The organism is Lutimonas halocynthiae, from assembly GCF_030409835.1.
GTDB classification, from domain to species: Bacteria; Bacteroidota; Bacteroidia; order Flavobacteriales; family Flavobacteriaceae; genus Lutimonas; species Lutimonas halocynthiae.
The window spans coordinates 17232-35000 of record NZ_JAUFQO010000004.1 but is presented as its reverse complement, the minus strand read 5'-3'; the positions used below and the strand labels follow the sequence as shown (position 1 = coordinate 35000).

The window sequence follows — 17769 nt, the reverse complement described above, 5'->3', positions numbered from 1 at the left end:
GAAATTTGATGTTTCTTCCCAAGAGTTCCTACTACTAGACTCATATAATGAAGCGGCCAGATCATATATTCAGTAAGTTTTTTTAAGCTTACTCTAAGCCTTCAATTGTAATTTCTCAACGCTCCATAATTTTTTCGGTATGATTGTTGTATTATCCTTCGGTATAATGTTAAATTTTGTATAATTAAAATTCGTAAAGCTATGAAAATGAAAAAATTACACATTGTTTTATTTGTATTTTCCCTCGCAGCAATTAGTTGCAAATCAAAGAAAGAAATTACAAAAATTCAAGATTCCACTGAAGTTTCAATCCCGTTTTCGGGGAAACAATTCGAAAACAACAAGGACTTTTTCCGAGCCAAACAAGTAGGGGAAAGTACTGATCTGGCTACTGCAAAAAAAATTGCCGAGCAAAATGCCAAGGCTGAGTTGGCAAGTAATATTGAAGCTGTGATCAAGAGGGTCACGGAACAATATACCAACCAAAGGTCAGTAGGAAGTAATAAAGATTTTGAAAACAAATTCGAAGAAATGTCTCGCGAGATTGTTCGTCAGGATGTAAAAGACGTGAATATTATAGGTGAAAAGTTGTTCAGACAAAAAGATGGGCTATATAGTTATTGGATAGCTATTGAAAGCTCCAAAGAAACTACTTTAACTGGCGTATATGACGGAATTAGTAAAGATGCCCAGCTCAAACTTGATTTCGACAAGTATCAATTTGAAAAAATCTTCAATGATGAAATGAGTAAATATGAAGCGGAACACAGCATTAATTAAGCGCTGGCCCAATTCAATTTCACTTTTCATTTTATGTCTACTATTTAGTTCTATTCATGCGCAGGAGCAGATTACCGTTCATGCAAGTGGTATATCAGTAAGCCGGGATAAAACGCCCAAAGAAGCTCTGAATGAAGCCTTGATCGATGCTAAGAAAAATGCTCTTTTAAAGGCTGGGATCTTTGAGAATCTGGTTGTTTCTAATCTGTTGTATACCTATGGCAATGAACAAAATGTAGAAACATTTTTCCATGGAATTTCGAATTCTGAATTGACAGCCAATATTCTTATCGACAGTATTCATTCTGAAAGCAATAGGTTTGACGAGTATGGAAACATGATCATCTCGGTTGAAATTGAAGCAGTAGTTTATGCCTATGATCAAACGAGGGATCCTGGTTTTTTCTTTGACCTAAATGGACTTAAAGAGGTCTATTATGAAAATGAACACATTGCTTTTTCCTTTGTGCCATCACAGAATGGGTATTTGACAATATTTGCTTTCAATGAGAGCGAGTCATTTGTCTTATACCCTTTTGATAACAAAGAATACGAATATCTAAGCGATGAGAAAGAGCGCGTGTTTATCAAAGAAGTGATGGTCTCATTTCCGATTAATGAGGCATATGATCCGGGTTATGCTATTGAAATGAATAAGCCCTTAACTGACGAAGCCAGTTTGCTACTCTTTATATATACTAAAAATCATATCCCTTGGATTGATCAGCAGATAAGTCTTGAATCTGTGCGGTCTTGGATTTATGAAATTCCTATAAACGAGCGAGAAGTTGTTTATAGAAATGTATTACTTAAACAACTTGATTAAATTTTGAATTCAATAAAAATGAAAAATTATTCCCCTCTTTTGTTTCTCATTTTGATATCCGTTTTGGGATATGGACAAAATTACGCTAGTAAATATGCCGTCTTTGATAAAAAAATGCTGATGCTAAAAGGCGCTAGAGAAAATTCGGAGCTTGTCTGTGTTGTGCCAAAAGGAAACGCGATACGGATTATGGAAAAAGTGAACGGACCCATCTATAAAGCGCAGTACAAAAATTGGAATGGATACATCATTTCTTTTAATCTAAAAAATCGGTTAGAAACGAATTTAGTTCATGTAAAGAAGCCACAATTTGTTCCCAACTCTTCAAGGAAGAAATATGTTACACTTTCTCGAAAGACCTATATCACAAAAAAAACGAATTATAAAATGGTCATTGCTGTCCCAAAACGCGAAATCCTTGAGGTAATGGGGCGGGTTAAGAAGGGGAAGTATTTGGTGAGATATATGAATCATATCGGTTATACTGATTTAGGCAGGCATAATATTCATAATGAAGTTTCTCAGGCAATGCTTGCCACGATGAAGATTAATAAATCACCACAGGCAAAAAGGTTTGTTGAACAATACCCACCGATAATAAGCATAGACGATATTTCGTTTTCCAAAAATGTATTGTGCGCAGGTGAATCCAATCAATTGATGATCACTTTACGCAATACAGGTTCGGGGGATGCTAAAAATGTATTTGTGCGATTGACAAGTCAGAACAGGGGAATTACATATCCTCAGATAAGTCATTTCCCTGAGATAGGGGCAAACGGAGGTATGAGATCAATGACTATAAATGTTGATGGCAACCAATATCTAGAAGATGGTGTCGCGACTCTTTCCATTGAGGTAGTTGAACCAAAATTTAATGGTCAGGTACCTATACGGCAATTGAGGTTTGAAACCGAAGAACTTCCAAAGCCCATATTGGTCATAGCTGATTATAAAGTTCGTGAAATACCATCAGGACAAGCCAACAACAAAATTGACAATAATGAAATGATGGACCTGAGTTTTACCATTAAAAATGTTGGTAAAGCCAATGCTGAGCAATTGGAGATTGATGTCAAATGCGATCAACTAGGAGTCATGTTTCTTGGTCAGGTCAAAGATTATTCGATTAAGGAATCAAACCCAGAAATGAAATCTATCATCTCAGGAGATAACCGAACTTTGACCTATCGGTATTTCATTAATAGTGATTTTCATGGACAAAAATTGAGCTTCAAAGTACAGGCATCTGATCGATTTAACGGATTGGATTTTTCAGCGAATTTGAACATTCCAATTGATGAAAAAGCAGGATTTGATGAGGCTAATATTGTGGATGGCATGGTTGCTAGCTATGATTCAAATCAGCTCCTGTCATCAGAATTGACTGAAATTATCGATGATGTGGATAAGGATATTCCTGTAACGAAAGTCAGACAAAATAGTACCTATGCCTTGATTATTGGTAATGAGGATTATAAATCAAGACAAAGAACACTTTCGATTGAACAAAACGCTAGCTATTCATTAAATGATGCAGAAGTATTCAGGGAATACTGTCAAAAAACACTAGGAATACCTGCTAAGCAGATCAAAATTTTACGCAACGCAACAGCTGCTGAAATGAGTCAGGGTCTTGCCTGGATTAATAATCTGGCCAAAATAGAAAACGGCGATGCCAATCTTATTTTTTACTATTCTGGCCATGGTATGGCTAATGAAGAGACAAAATCACCAGTTATAATACCTGTAGATGTGTCAACGAATAACTTGGAGTATGGCATCCAGCTTTCAGATGCTTTTTCTTTATTGACAGAACATCCCTCACGTCAGGTTACCGTCTTTTTAGATGCATGTTTTAGTGGTGGAGGGCGAAATCAAAAATTGCTTCCAAGTAAAGGGATTAAGGTTAAAGCAAATAAAAATGTTATTCTTGGAAATATGGTTGTTTTTTCATCAAGCTCCAGAGAAGAGACCTCATTTATATACCGGGAAGCAAAACATGGATACTTTACGTATTTCTTGCTCAAAAAGCTCAAAGAGACGAAAGGTAATATTGATTATGATGAGTTGGGTAACTATTTGAATCGTTCTGTTCGAAAAGAAGCAGGTTTGAATGGGATTGTGCAAACACCAGAAGTATATTTCAGTCAAAAAGTAGCGAATAAATGGCAAGAATGGCAGCTAAAATAATAATACAATAAGGTTATTAATAAGGTAAATCCATTTTCTTTAAAATTTCAATATACCTGGGCTCATCCTTCAATAGCTCGTAATAATGATATTTTGGTGAAATATAAGGCATTAAAAACCACCTTTTTTCATAACCCTTATCAAGAACTTCCATTGCTTTGTCAATATTTTTCAACATAATATATCTTTCCGCTTTGACACCTTCACTCAGATAACAGTCTTTCCCGTATATCTCGTTCATCCTAATCATTTCCTCGATGGCTGCAATATGACCTCCTTCATCAAAAGATTTTAAAACAGCTTCTCTACCTTTAGTATTCCAATATCCAAGGCTCTCTACTTTTTTATTCCAAAATCCTATCCATTTTTCATATTCTCCATTTTTATAAGTATGCTCCATTTGAACCTCATACAAATCTCGATTTCCTAATCCAAAATTCGGATCTATAGAAAGAGATTTCTCATAGACTTTAATGGCACCTTGCCTATCATCATTGTTTTGCCACAGAACATTTCCATAAAGTCCTAGAATCAATGGTTTCATCGGATCTAATTCAATTCCAATATTCGCTTGTCGGTCGGCTTCATTTGTTTTTCGCAGGATCATTAGTAAATGGGCATAGTACATTCTGCATGATGCATCGTTTGGATCTAATTCAATGGATCTTAAAAATTCTCTTTCGCCTTTCTCCCAGTCCCATTCGGTCCACACTGCCAGAATAGCCGCTACATAATGAGCCTTTGCCGAATTTGGATCCAATTCAAGTGCCTTGTTTAGATACAGATATGTTTTTGGGAGGGTAACGGATTTTGGTGAATATCCAAAAAAGCCAAGTAAAGCCCATGCATTTGCAAGCCCTGCATAAGGATCTGCCCATTCTGGATCTAATTCAGTAGCCAGTTGAAAATACTCTATGGCTTTTTTCGCCGGCTGTTCATTTACTTTTTCCCAATAATAGGTGCCTTTTAAAAAAGCATCATAAGCTTCAGGATTCACTTTTCTTGATGTTGCCAACAAACGATCTTCTTTTGGAGTAAGTGCAATATCAATTTCTTTAGAAATTTGTTTGGTCACATTATTATAAAAATTCAATATTTCTCCTCTTTCAATCTTGTAATTCTGAACCCAAATTTGTTCTTCTTCAGGGAATGCGCGAATGAGTCTAATTTGAACGCAAATTGAATCCTCTCCCATACAGGTAATTTCACCTTCAATTGCTGCATCAACATTTAACTGATTGGCGATTTCTGGAATAGAGGTCTTGCTGTCTTGGAAAGAACTGGATGACGTTTTTGAAGATACGCGTAGTGCACTGACTTTTTGCATATCACCTATTAGGGATGATTGAATTCCGGCAACAAAATATGCTAAAGAATCATGACCAGTGAAATTATCAAAGGGCAATATAGCTAAAGAACTAATGCTTCCTTTTTTGCCTTTGGTAAATTCTTGTATAGACCATGTGCTGCCTATAACGAGTAGTATGATTAAAACAAGACTACCAATAACCAGCTTGACCGAAATGGGTTCGTCCTCTGTTGGCGCATTTACGTCTTTAGGCAGGGTTCGTTCAATCCCCTCCGGGCCGATGTCAAAAATCCAAGAAAGTATCAATGTGACGGGAAAGCCAAGAATTAAGATTGTGATAATGGTCTGCATCACCCACGGATCAGCTTCGAAACTTTCTGAGATGAGATCGGCTATTTGCGCGATTAACCATGCGGCAAAGCCATAGGCAATAGAAACCCTATAGACTTTACGCCTTCTAAGTTCTGATAAGAACTCCTTAAGATTCATCGTGACTTATTATATACTCTATAAAGTAAGACATCACTGACCTAAAATCCTATGATGCAGGTCAATTTGAAATTGATTTAAATCAATTGACGGCAATTGTGAATTGAAGGTTTAAGAATTCAATTGGGCATGTAACTATAACCTTTACAAATATTAATACTAATAGATAATTAATCAATGGAATTGATAAAAGTCAATTAGTGCGATGATTGGGGTCATTGATAGTTAATTGATTCAATTTTAATTTTATTATTTATTTAACTGACTCAATATATGTTATATGAAAGAAAAATACTTTTTCCCCGCTTTTTTATGCTTCATTTTTACATCGTCACTTATCCATTCGCAATTGACCTATGTTCCGGATGACAGCTTTGAGCAATTGCTGATCGAATGGGGTTATGATGACGTGTTGGATGATTATGTAGTTACTGAAAACATTGAAAATGTTGAAAGTTTGAAATTCCCGTCTGTATATATTTCCAAATATGTATGGGGTGGAATAAAGGATTTTACGGGGATTGAGAATTTTAAAAACCTTAAAAAGCTCTCCATTTCTGGTAATGCAATTGAAGTTTCTCTTGACTTATCAAAAAATATTTTATTGGAAGAATTGGTTATGTCGGATTTAATGTTAAAATCCGATGCACTCCGTTTTTTTGACCTTTCCAATAATGTGAATTTAAAACGAATAGAACTTACAGTAGTATCGATTGAATTTTTTAACCTCAAAAATGGCAACAACCAGGCAATCGAGAGTTTTTTTTTCTTTCCTACTGAATTGGGATGCATTCAAGTAGATAATGCCCAATGGTCAGAAGAAAATTGGGAACGCTTCCACAATTCAGAATATTCTGAAACGTGCTATGATGAGCGCTTTGGAGATTATTCAGATAATGACAAAGATGGAGTCGTAAATAGTCTTGATGTATGTCCGGACACTCCTTCTGGATTAGTCGTTGACGGATATGGATGCGCAATGTCTCAATTAACCTATGTTCCTGACGATCTGTTTGAGGTTAGATTGGCTCGTTACGATAATCGTATGGACGATTATGTGTATACTAAAGCGATTGAAGAAATTAAGGAATTGAGATTGGGAAGCGTCGTTAGTGACTTTTATTATGGAGGGGATTATATTCTTCAAGATATGACTGGAATTGAAGATTTTATTAATCTAGAGGAATTGTATCTAGAAGGCTGGTATTTGAATAATTTGAATCTAACAAACAATATTAATTTGGAAAAAATATCGATTCAAGGAGGCCAATTCTCTAAGATTGATTTTTCAAAAAATGAGAAATTGAAAAGTATTACGTTATGGGAGATGCCAATTGAGTACATGAACCTTTCCTCATTCCCTAATCTGGAGGAATTATATTTTATTAATCTTTCAAAACTTTCAATTTTAAATGTGCAAAATGGAAACAATACGGATATATCCAGATTTCAAAGTTTTGGGAATTCTAATTTGTATTGCATCACTGTGGATGATAAAGCTTATTCAGAAGAGAATTGGACTGATGTTGATTCCTGGACGGAGTTTTCTGAAAAATGTTATAATGAAGATTATGACGATGATAGAGATGGTGTTATGAACGATAAGGATACTTGCGCTGACACACCAGAAGGTGAAACTGTAGATGACACAGGCTGTTCTGAGTCACAAAAGGATGATGACAATGACGGTGTGATGAATGACGCGGATACTTGTGCTGATACTCCAAATGGTGAAACTGTTGACGACACAGGTTGTTCTGAATCTCAAAAAGATGATGACAATGACGGCGTGATGAATGACGCGGATACTTGTGCTGATACTCCAAATGGTGAAACTGTTGACGACACAGGTTGTTCTGAATCACAAAAGGATGATGACAATGATGGTGTAATGAATAACATTGATAATTGCGCTGATACGTCAGAGGGAGAAACTGTAGATGAAACAGGTTGTTCAGAATTTCAAAAGGATGATGACAAGGATGGCGTGATGAATAATCTGGACATTTGTGCTGATACGCCAGAAGGTGAAACTGTAGATGATACTGGCTGTTCAGAATCTCAAAAAGATCATGATAATGACGGCGTAATGAATAATCTGGATAACTGTGCTGACACACCAGAAGGTGAAACTGTCGATGAAACAGGTTGCTCAGAATCTCAAAAGGATGATGACAAGGATGGCGTGATGAATAATCTGGACATTTGTGCTGATACGCCAGAAGGTGAAACTGTAGATGAAACAGGTTGCTCAGAATCTCAAAAAGATCATGACAATGACGGCGTAATGAATAATCTGGATGACTGTGCTGACACACCAGAAGGTGAAACTGTTGACGACACAGGTTGTTCGGAATCTCAAAAAGATGATGACAATGACGGTGTGATGAATGACGCGGATACTTGTGCTGATACTCCAAATGGTGAAACTGTAGATGACACAGGCTGTTCAGAGTCCCAAAAGGATGATGACAATGACGGCATAATGAATAATCTGGACATTTGTGCTGATACTCCAGAAGGAGAATCCGTGGATGACACAGGTTGTTCAGAGTCCCAAAAGGATGATGACAATGACGGTATAATGAATAACCTGGATACATGTGATCATACTCCTAATGGCGAAACCGTAGATGAAACAGGTTGTTCAGCATCCCAAAAGGATGATGACAATGACGGTATAATGAATAACTTGGATACTTGCGCTGACACACCAGAAGGGGAATCCGTGGATGACATAGGTTGTTCAGAATCTCAAAAGGATGATGACAATGATGGCGTGATGAATATTCTGGACATTTGTGCTGATACTCCGGAAGGAGAAACTGTAGATGAATCAGGTTGTTCAGATTCTCAAAAGGACGACGACAATGACGGCATAATGAATAACGTGGATACTTGCGTTGAAACACCTGAAGGTGAAACTGTAGATGATATAGGTTGTTCTGAATCTCAAAAAGATGATGACAATGACGGTGTGATGAATAATCTAGATTCTTGTTCTGATTCACCTGAAGGAGAAACTGTAGATTCATATGGTTGTGCTGATTCACAAAAAGATGATGATAATGATGGCGTGATGAATAACATAGATACTTGTCCTGATACATCAGAAGGAGAAATGGTCAACACAAAAGGATGTTCAGCTTCTCAGGCTCTTGGCGTTGAAGATGAAAAATTGGATAAATCTATTAAGTTTTACCCTAACCCTGTTTATAATACTTTGACTATTAAATCAGAAAACATTCTTATTGAAAAAGTTATAATATACTCTTACTTAGGAATTAAAATTAACGAAATTGATTCCGAATTTGAGCATATTCAAACATTTAATTTATCTAAAGGAACCTACATTATAAAAATATACTCAGAAAGAGGTTCAACAATAAGAAGATTAATCAAACAATGAAAAATTAATAGGATAATATAATAAAGAATTGGATGATGTTTTTTAGAGATTTAGCAATTGCCAGTTTTGGGTCCTTACTTCCCGATACAGAAATTAGCAAAAATATTGCCCAATAAATCATCAGTGGTGATCTCACCGGTGATCTCTCCCAGATGATACAAGGCTTGACGAATGTCGATGGCCATAAGGTCACTTGAAATGTTTTGATCCATTCCTTTTTGTACTTCGCTTAAGGCAATGAAAGCTTTGTTCAGCGCTTCAAAATGCCGTGAATTACTAACCACCGTTTGTTGATTGCTCAATGAACCGGTATTGACCAGTTGCACTAAATGCTCTAGTAAATTATCCAAACCTGTTTTATGCTTGGCGGAGATAAGGATCCAATTTGGTTGGTTCGCTTGTACTTCAAGTTGTTGGGATTCATTTAAAGTGTCGGACTTATTGATAAGTGTCAATATCTTTTTTTTAGGATATTTTTCCTGAAGTTCTTGTGCTTCTTTAGACAATCCTGTCAAGTCGAATTCTCTGCTTGCATCTATTAAATGGAGCACCAACTGTGCTTTTTCAATATTTTCAAAGGTCTTTTTTATCCCAATATTTTCAATCACATCTTTGGTGTCGCGAATACCTGCCGTATCTATAAAACGATAGGTTACGCCTTGTAAGGCAATCTCATCCTCAATGGCATCACGTGTTGTTCCGGCAATGTCACTTACAATCGCTTTTTCTTCATTAAGAAGTGCATTGAGTAAGGTTGATTTTCCCACATTCGGTTCGCCGACAATGGCTACAGGAATTCCATTTTTTAAAACATTTCCAAGAGCAAACGAATCGATGAGTCTTTTGATCACATTGGTAATCTTGTTGATCAATTCCTGGAAAGCTGTTCTATCGGCAAACTCTACATCCTCTTCAGAAAAATCTAATTCCAATTCAATTAATGAAGCAAAATCCAATAATTCAGCTCTTAAAGCCGCAATTTCATTTGAAAAACCGCCACGCATTTGTTGCATGGCAATACTATGAGAACTCTGAGAATCAGAAGCGATGACATCCGCTACAGCTTCGGCCTGGCTTAAATCCATTTTGCCATTGAGAAAAGCTCTTAGCGTAAACTCTCCGGCTTCAGCATGTCTTGCGCCATTTTGTAAGAATAATTGTAATATTTCCTGTTGGATATATGCTGAACCATGGCATGATATCTCAACAACGTTTTCACCAGTGTATGAATGTGGCGTCTTAAAAACAGTAACCAAAGATTCATCAATGATTCTATCGCTATCCATAATATGGCCTAAATGAACTGTATGCGAGGCGACCGTTTGTAAGGATTTATCTTTTCCTCTGGGTTTAAAAAAATCACTGACCAAATCTATAGAGGTTGGTCCTGATAATCGGATAACGGCGATAGCTCCTACACCAAATGAAGTGGCGAGGGCAATTATGGTATCGTTTTTAATTCCTAAACCTGGTTGATTCATAACGTATTATCTCAAATATTTTGGCAAAGGTACGCACATTTGAGATGATTTCATTGTAACATTTTTGTCAACTATACGTCAAATAATAAAACATGAAAATGAGAGAAGACAGGCAAACCTTAATGTTAACACATCTTAGTCAATTACTTGACCTGATCACAGGTTTTGGAGGATTTATCGTTCCATTGGTTATTTGGATAACTAAAAAGGATGAAATCTATGACATGGATGAACAAGGTAAAGGCATTATCAATTTTCAATTGAGTATGTTTTTATACGCCTTAATTTGTGTTCCTTTAATTCTTTTGATTGGTTTAGGCTTTTTAGGATTAATTGCCATTGGAATATTGTGCCTGGTGTTTCCGGTAATCAACGCCATCAAAGTAAATAATGGTGAAACACCACATTATCCGTTATCCATTAAATTTATAGCATAGTGCTTAACCATGCACTCTTGCCGTTTTGCCCCGGTTTTTCATAAATTCAGCTTCGTAGGCCAGTAATCCATCCCATTTTTTATCTACAATGGCTCTGTCTTGATAGGCCCTGGCAAAACCGAGAAATACCGTATAATGGTTGGCTTCTGAAACCATAAGTTCTTGGTAAAAAGCAGCTAGTTCTTCATCTTCAATGTTTTCAGAAAAGACTTTGAACCTTTCACAACTTCGGGCTTCGATCAATGCGGCAATTAGCAACCGTTGAATCAAAGCATCTGTTCTGTCATGTGTCTTTATGAAAAATGAATGCAGGTGTTTGGCGTAATCATTTTTTTGTTCTCTTCCTAAAACCATACCTCTGGCCACCATGAAATCATGCACCATTTTGAAGTGTTCCATTTCTTCAATCGCGATATCGCTCATGGCCTGAACCAATTTGGTTTCCTCAGAATAATTGATAATAATAGATACTGCATTTGAAGCTGCTTTTTGCTCAGCAAAAGCATGATCAGTAAGTACTTGCTCTAAACCACTTTTAGCTATATCAACCCATGAGGTGGCTGTTTCGAATTTCAATCCTAACATAATTTATTTTATTGAATTCCCTGACGGATAATTATGTCAGCAAATTTAGAATTTAAATTTGATATGAATGCGAGACGCATTGGGTAGTTCTCAGAAAAAGGTTATTTTAGATAAAATTTGGAAAATTGAAGAAGTTAGAACGAAGTTTGAGTTTAACCTCTGTCATTGCTATAAGCATTGGAGGTATGCTCGGCAGTGGTATTTTTGTGTTACCCGGAATAGCTGCTGCTAAGACTGGTTCTTCTATTTGGCTGGCATACTTGCTTGCAGCAATATGTATTTTACCTGCTACCTTATCAAAATCAGAACTTGCTACAGCCATGCCTTCCTCAGGAGGTACTTATCTATATATAGAAAGGGCTTTTGGGCCTATATTTGGAACAATAGCTGGAATTGGTTTATGGTTGTCATTATTACTTAAAAGTGCGTTTGCTTTGGTTGGTTTTGGCGCTTATTTATCGGTTTTAGCCAATGCCTCTAATGGCTTTTCCCAGTATGTAGCTATTTTCTTTTTGGGAATAATCCTGCTTCTGAATATTTTTGGAGTAAAGAAAGTAGGGAAGGTACAAATAGTAATTGTCAGTATTTCATTAGTAACACTAAGCTTGGTGCTTATTTTTGGATTGCCAAATATTGACCCAGATTTACTGGATCCTTTTTATACTGATGGTAAAATGGGACTGGTTTCAACAGTTGCCTTTGTTTATATTTCTTATGCAGGCGTTACCAAAGTGGCTGCCATAGCTGGTGAAATAAAAAATCCCAGTAAAAATTTGCCAAGGGCGATGATTCTGTCCTTATTTATTATGACCCTTATTTATGTATTTGTGGCTTTTGCGCTAGTGGGAAATATCCCGATGGAACAATTATCAACTGATTTGCACCCAATTTATACGATCGCTACCATCCAAGGTGGTTCGACTATTGGGTATCTAGCTGCTTTTATAGGTGTTATTACTTTGATATCTATGGCCAATTCAGGTGTGCTTGCTGCTTCACGATTCCCTTTTGCCATGGCAATGGATAAACTGTTACCAGATTTTATGGGAAAAATACACCCCAAATATCTGACTCCGGTGGCTTCGATCATTGTTACTTGTATTACGATGACCTTGGTCATTCTGTTTCTCGATGTGGTTAAGATTGCAAAGCTGGCAAGCGCTTTTATGGTCATGATGTTTGTCTCGGTTAATTTTTGTGTTATCATTCTAAGAGAAACTTCCGCCCAATGGTATAATCCAAGTTATAAATCTCCACTTTATCCTTTTGTTCATATTTTTGGTATTGTATCAGGGATTATACTCCTGATATTTTTAGGACTGATTCCATTATTGGCTATTTTGACGATAGTGATTCTTGGTTATTTGATTTATTTAAAAATTGGAAAGAAGACGGCAAGAACAGGAATCTTAAGAAAGTATGGTCATCGACCAGCGCTCTATTTGTTGTACAAAAAGAATAGGTTTGAAGGCAGGGAGCCCATAGATATGACCAAGATTAATAAAGCCGTTCTCGATGGTGAGATAGCTTCTGACGCCGGAGTTGTTATTCCTTTGTTAGGAAATGAAAAATCACCTGAAATGCTCATTGAGATTGGGGCCGCCTTGAATAAGAAGGAGGTAACACAAGCAGTCAATATAACAGAAGTTCCAAATCAAACTTTTCTTGATGCAGTGATGGAGGACAATCCTAATATTCACTCTCTTGCGCGCAGAGTGTCACTCTTAGCTACAGCCAGAAAAGTTAAGATTGATTTTGAAGCGGTCGTTACACATGACTTATCTGAAACGATTCAGGAATTAAGTGATCAGACGCATGCAGACTGGATGGTGATGGGCTGGGATGCACGAGCTCATAAGGGTCTATTGGTTAGAAATCCTATAGGTTGGTTTGTAGACCATGTGAATTCTGATGTTGCCCTTTTCAGGGATAATGGCGTTCGCTATATTAGTAAGGTTGTCATGGCCTTAAGACCCGGAAGAAAGGACAAGAATTTTGTTGCCATCGCAGATAGAGTCTGCCAATTTTATGGTGCTTCGCTTACGCTTTTACACGTGGTTCCTGATAATATGTCTAAGACGGATATGAAGACGATTGAAGAGGCTTCAACTAAGCTGTTAACAAAGTCTGCAACTCAATCAACGGTCATCGTCAAACGCGCTAAAAAACCTATTGAAACCATTTCTTCCATCTCAGCTGAATATGATTTATTGATCATTGGTACTCCTGAAAAAGGAAATTGGCAAAATGTTCTACTTGGTAAGAATAAGGATAAGTTTGCTGATAGTTCAGCTTGTTCTGTCTTAAGACTGACAGTAAAAGGTTAGTCTAGAGCTCAAGGTTGAATTTTTTTCTAAGCAGCGCGATAACTTTGTTTTTCTCTTTGAGCAATTCGTATTTTTCCTGAGGGGTATAGGCAAAGCGTTTTGTATTGTCTTCATTAACTGTAATCACGAAATCTACTTCGTAATTATTAAGTTTTTCTCTTATGTATCGCAATACCCTCGGCCGCACTTTTAAAAGTTCGACTTTCATCAGCTCGTTAGGATAAGCAACATGTATCATGTGACCTTGTAATTTCGGAGAATCAGCCTTAAGAATTGAGGCCAATATTTTTTCTCCTTTTTGATGAAGGTCTTCAACATAGGTATTCCAGACTTCTAGGAATACCGCTTCCGTAAACGGGTCTTTAGCCTGATTTTTGGTGTCTGTTGTTTGCTCTTGGCCCTTTTTAAAATTGGCTGCTTCTTCTTTGTTTCTTTTTAAGCTTGATAAAGAAAGCGCTGAATTTCTTCGACCCGAATTTTTTAGATCTATAGGTTTGGGCTTGCTAATTTCTTTGGCTGGAGTTTGAGTTGGTCTTACAGGATTTTCTGGACTTGGTTTACTGCTTGGCTGAACTCGAATTTCTTTTTGTTGTGGCAGTTCAGTTTTTTGTTCAACTGCTGTTTTTGCCGCTGGATGCGTAGTTAGAAAGTGAAAAGAAGGGACTATGAACCTTTTAGATTTTTTTTTTGCCATCAAATGTGATGGAGGCGATTTTCATTAAGGTCAGTTCAACTAGCAGGCGTTGATTCTTACTGCTTTTAAAATTGAGATCGCAGTCATTCGCGATATCAATGGCTCGCATCAAGAACCTTAGGTCTGATTTTTTAGATTGCTCCAGGTAGAGCTTTTTTGCAGAATCACCTACTTCCAGTAATTCAATAGTGGCGGCATCTTTTGCCACCAGCAGGTCTCGAAAATGAGAAGCGAGGCCTATAATAAAATGGTGTCCTTCAAATCCTTTGGTCATTATATTATTCAGACTAATCAGCACTTGTGGAATATTATTATCCAAAAGTAAATCAGTCACTTGAAAATAAACATCATGATCAAGTACATTCAGATTATCCGACACTGCTTTTCGCGTGAGTTCAGATCCTGAAAAGCTCACTACGCGGTCAAATATTGATAAGGCATCTCTTAATGCACCGTCAGCTTTCTGCGCAATAATATGAAGGGCATCGTCTTCGGCATCCACTTTTTCACCCTCGGCTATTTTATGTAAATAATTTTTGATGTCTAAAACGCCAATACGTTTGAAATCAAAAATTTGACACCTTGATAAAATTGTAGGAATGATCTTGTGCTTTTCAGTTGTTGCAAGTATAAAGATGGCATGCGCCGGTGGCTCTTCTAAAGTTTTTAAAAAGGCATTGAAAGCAGACTGAGATAACATATGTACCTCATCAATAATATAAACTTTAAATTTTCCTGTTTGTGGTGGAATTCTTACCTGATCGGTTAGGGTTCTTATATCGTCTACTGAATTATTTGAAGCAGCATCCAATTCAAAGATGTTAAATGCAAAGTCTTCATCCTCTATAGCATTTTCCATACTTTCCTGATTGATCCTTTTCGCAAGAATTCTGGCACAGGTTGTTTTACCAACTCCACGAGGACCGGTAAAAAGTAAGGCTTGAGCTAAATGGTTATTTTTTATCGCATTCTCCAGCGTATTCGTAATAGCCTGTTGGCCTACGACATCGCTAAATACCTGTGGTCGGTATTTACGGGCTGATACAATAAAATGTTCCATTTGATCTCTACTTGAAGGAAACAAATGTATGAATATCCAAAGCTAATTACAACTAAAATATGTGCTGCTTATTTTGTCAAGAATCCTTAGTAAATAAATAATCCTAAAGTCATGACTTTGAGCAAAGGAGAGGCATAATTCGACATCATTATGAGATTGATGAATTGTCGAAAAAGCAATCCTCAGGTTATAATTACCTCATTTTATTGGTTATAAATCTTGTCGTAAAGGTGTTTGTACGTTTTTAAAATCACCACTCTTTTTGGTTTAAAAGTAGGCGTAAGCAAATCATTATCCACAGTCCAGGCTTCAGGGGTCATTTCAAATTTTTTGATTGTTTCCCATTTTCCAAATTGTTTGTTCCCGTGTTCAATCTCTTCTAAAATTCTGTTGTGAACGGCCTCATTTACCGCCATTTCTTCGGGTGTATTACCGCAGCTAACATTGTGTCGACGGGCCCATTCCTTGACAAATTCATAATTGGGCTGTACAATCGCGGCTGGCATTTTTTGACCTTCCCCAATAACCAGTATTTGCTCTATAAAACGCGACTGTTTCATTTCATTTTCTAAAAGGGTTGGTGAAATATATTTCCCGCCAGAAGTTTTAAATATTTCTTTTTTCCGTCCTGTAATCTTTAAAAAGCCTTCTTTATCAATTTCTCCTTTATCCCCTGTATGGAAATAATCTCCAGTCATTACTTCAGTCGTTTTCGCAGCATCTTTATAATAACCTAGCATTACATTTGGTCCTTTAACCAATATTTCACCGTCTTCTGCTATCTTAACCTCTACATTCGCTATTGCTTTCCCTACAGTTCCTACTTTGAAATTTTGATTTTCATAAACATTTACAGAGATCACAGGAGAAGTCTCTGTGAGTCCATAACCCTCAAGGATCTGCATGCCAGCCGCGGTAAATATTTTCGTAAGTCTCGGTTGTAATGCCGCTGAACCAGATACCATATTACTCAGATTTCCACCCAGTGCTGCTCTCCATTTGCTGAAAATTAACTTGTTGGCAAGGGCGAGTTTTTTTTCATACAACCAACCATTCCTTCCATAAGGCTCATAAGCCAGGCCTACGTTGACAGCCCAAAAGAACAAAGACTTTTTAATACCTGTAAGAGCGGTGCCTTTTGCAATAATGCTGTCATAAATTTTTTCAAGCAACCTTGGAACAACACTCATAAAATCAGGTTGGACTTCTTTTACATTATCAGCTATTTTTTCAATCGATTCAGCAAAATAAATGGTAATACCCGAATAGATGTATAAATAATGCAACATGCGTTCAAATACATGACATACCGGTAAGAAACTTAAAACATTATTAATGTCTTTCAAAAAAGGTAAGCCCTGAACGGTGTCTTTAACGTTGCTTACAAGATTGTTATGTGAGAGCATAACACCTTTAGGGACGCCTGTTGTTCCTGAGGTATAAATAATAGTGGCCAAATCTTCAGGCTTGACTTTATCTTTTAATGCATCAACTTTTTCTTGTAATGACTCTTCAGAGCCAAGCGTAAAGACTTCTTCCCAATAGGCACAATCTTTTATTTTATCAAAAGAAAAAATGCGCTTCAGACTTTTTACTTCTTTCTGCACAGCATTGGCCTTTTCAAAAAGTGCTTCATCCGACAGGAAGCAATATTTTACTTCGGCATGATTGAAAATGTACTTGTAATCTGACTCGCTGATTGTTGGATAAATGGGAACATTTACTGCACCAATTTGAAGGAGCGCTAAGTCTAAAATATTCCATTCGGTTCTGTTGGTAGAAGATATCAGCGCAATTTTATCTCCTGGTTTCACACCAAGAGCAAGTAATCCTCTACTGACGATATTTGCTTTTGCGATAAATTCTTGCGACGAAGTACTTATCCATTCTCCATTGACCTTTGATACCAAAGATTTGGCAAGGTTATATTTATCAAGTTGATAATATGCGAAATCAAATATTCTTGTTGTTTCTATAGACATGCCGTAAAATTATTAATAATGCAAAATAGGGAATTTAAATTAATATTTAAAATGAATAAAGACCTGGAAAAATTCTCACTTAAAAGCTATTCAAAACGTAGCACAATTGCCTATATTTGCAGCTGAAAAAATTAGAGAAAATCATAGGCTTATAGCCTCGTAAATGGTGATTTATACTTAATTTTGGAGTCTTAAAA

General features: G+C 36.7%; 10 protein-coding genes and 1 pseudogene. 6 read left to right on the top strand and 5 right to left on the bottom strand.

The features are described from left to right. Positions 1–207 precede the first annotated feature (207 nt). From QWY87_RS06005 to QWY87_RS05995, 3 genes are read left to right on the top strand one after another with little or no spacing between them, the layout of a single operon-like run. Positions 208–780 (top strand): hypothetical protein, encoded by a 573-nt coding sequence (locus QWY87_RS06005; protein WP_290289455.1) that lies wholly within the window; start codon positions 208–210, stop codon positions 778–780. Next, on the top strand, positions 755–1606 hold the full coding sequence (locus QWY87_RS06000; RefSeq protein ID WP_290289453.1) for a hypothetical protein: 852 nt from the start codon (positions 755–757) through the stop codon (positions 1604–1606). The genes QWY87_RS06005 and QWY87_RS06000 overlap by 26 nt, the downstream gene beginning before the upstream one ends. Before the next feature lie 18 nt (positions 1607–1624). Further along, a complete protein-coding gene (locus QWY87_RS05995) occupies positions 1625–3799 on the top strand; it encodes a caspase family protein (RefSeq protein WP_290289451.1) in 2175 nt (724 codons plus the stop codon). Positions 3800–3815: 16 nt separating this feature from the next. Here the strand turns inward: QWY87_RS05995 and QWY87_RS05990 are convergent, their stop codons facing one another. Next, entirely contained in the window at positions 3816–5597 is a 1782-nt protein-coding gene (locus QWY87_RS05990) for a hypothetical protein (RefSeq protein WP_290289450.1), read from the bottom strand. 280 nt (positions 5598–5877) lie between these two features. On the opposite strand from QWY87_RS05990, the gene QWY87_RS05985 reads away from it, so the two are divergent. Beyond that, positions 5878–9006, top strand: coding sequence for a thrombospondin type 3 repeat-containing protein (locus QWY87_RS05985; protein WP_290289447.1), 3129 nt, complete (start codon positions 5878–5880; stop codon positions 9004–9006). Between the two features lie 74 nt (positions 9007–9080). Here QWY87_RS05985 and mnmE read toward each other — a convergent pair whose 3' ends face one another. Then, positions 9081–10487: a tRNA uridine-5-carboxymethylaminomethyl(34) synthesis GTPase MnmE gene (gene mnmE / locus QWY87_RS05980; protein WP_290289445.1), complete on the bottom strand. Its 1407-nt coding sequence runs from the start codon at positions 10485–10487 to the stop codon at positions 9081–9083. Positions 10488–10585: 98 nt separating this feature from the next. Here mnmE and QWY87_RS05975 point away from each other — a divergent pair, with 98 nt between their 5' ends. Continuing rightward, positions 10586–10924 carry a DUF4870 domain-containing protein gene (locus QWY87_RS05975; RefSeq protein ID WP_290290954.1) on the top strand — a complete coding sequence of 113 codons (339 nt, stop codon included), beginning with the start codon at positions 10586–10588 and terminating at the stop codon, positions 10922–10924. 3 nt (positions 10925–10927) lie between these two features. On the opposite strand, the gene QWY87_RS05970 is transcribed toward QWY87_RS05975, so the two are convergent. Continuing rightward, a complete protein-coding gene (locus QWY87_RS05970; RefSeq protein ID WP_290289443.1) occupies positions 10928–11509 on the bottom strand; it encodes a MiaE family protein in 582 nt (193 codons plus the stop codon). Positions 11510–11634: 125 nt separating this feature from the next. Here QWY87_RS05970 and QWY87_RS05965 point away from each other — a divergent pair, with 125 nt between their 5' ends. Then, on the top strand, positions 11635–13836 hold the full coding sequence (locus tag QWY87_RS05965; RefSeq protein WP_290289441.1) for an amino acid permease: 2202 nt from the start codon (positions 11635–11637) through the stop codon (positions 13834–13836). Between the two features lies 1 nt (position 13837). On the opposite strand, the pseudogene QWY87_RS05960 reads toward QWY87_RS05965, so the two are convergent. After that, positions 13838–15590: pseudogene (locus tag QWY87_RS05960) on the bottom strand (DNA polymerase III subunit gamma/tau). Positions 15591–15793: 203 nt separating this feature from the next. After that, complete coding sequence (locus QWY87_RS05955; RefSeq protein WP_290289440.1) at positions 15794–17572, bottom strand: AMP-dependent synthetase/ligase; 1779 nt, start codon at positions 17570–17572, stop codon at positions 15794–15796. Positions 17573–17769: the final 197 nt, after the last annotated feature.

Bases quoted from the DNA above. Each gene is read 5' to 3' on its own strand.
- QWY87_RS05970 (WP_290289443.1), bottom strand. From the start codon at position 11,509: ATGTTAGGATTGAAATTCGAAACAGCCACCTCATGGGTTGATATAGCT.
- QWY87_RS06005 (WP_290289455.1), top strand. From the start codon at position 208: ATGAAAAAATTACACATTGTTTTATTTGTATTTTCCCTCGCAGCAATT.
- QWY87_RS05990 (WP_290289450.1), bottom strand. From the start codon at position 5,597: ATGAATCTTAAGGAGTTCTTATCAGAACTTAGAAGGCGTAAAGTCTAT.
- QWY87_RS06000 (WP_290289453.1), top strand. From the start codon at position 755: ATGAAGCGGAACACAGCATTAATTAAGCGCTGGCCCAATTCAATTTCA.
- QWY87_RS05995 (WP_290289451.1), top strand. From the start codon at position 1,625: ATGAAAAATTATTCCCCTCTTTTGTTTCTCATTTTGATATCCGTTTTG.
- QWY87_RS05955 (WP_290289440.1), bottom strand. From the start codon at position 17,572: ATGTCTATAGAAACAACAAGAATATTTGATTTCGCATATTATCAACTT.
- QWY87_RS05975 (WP_290290954.1), top strand. From the start codon at position 10,586: ATGAGAGAAGACAGGCAAACCTTAATGTTAACACATCTTAGTCAATTA.
- mnmE (WP_290289445.1), bottom strand. From the start codon at position 10,487: ATGAATCAACCAGGTTTAGGAATTAAAAACGATACCATAATTGCCCTC.
- QWY87_RS05985 (WP_290289447.1), top strand. From the start codon at position 5,878: ATGAAAGAAAAATACTTTTTCCCCGCTTTTTTATGCTTCATTTTTACA.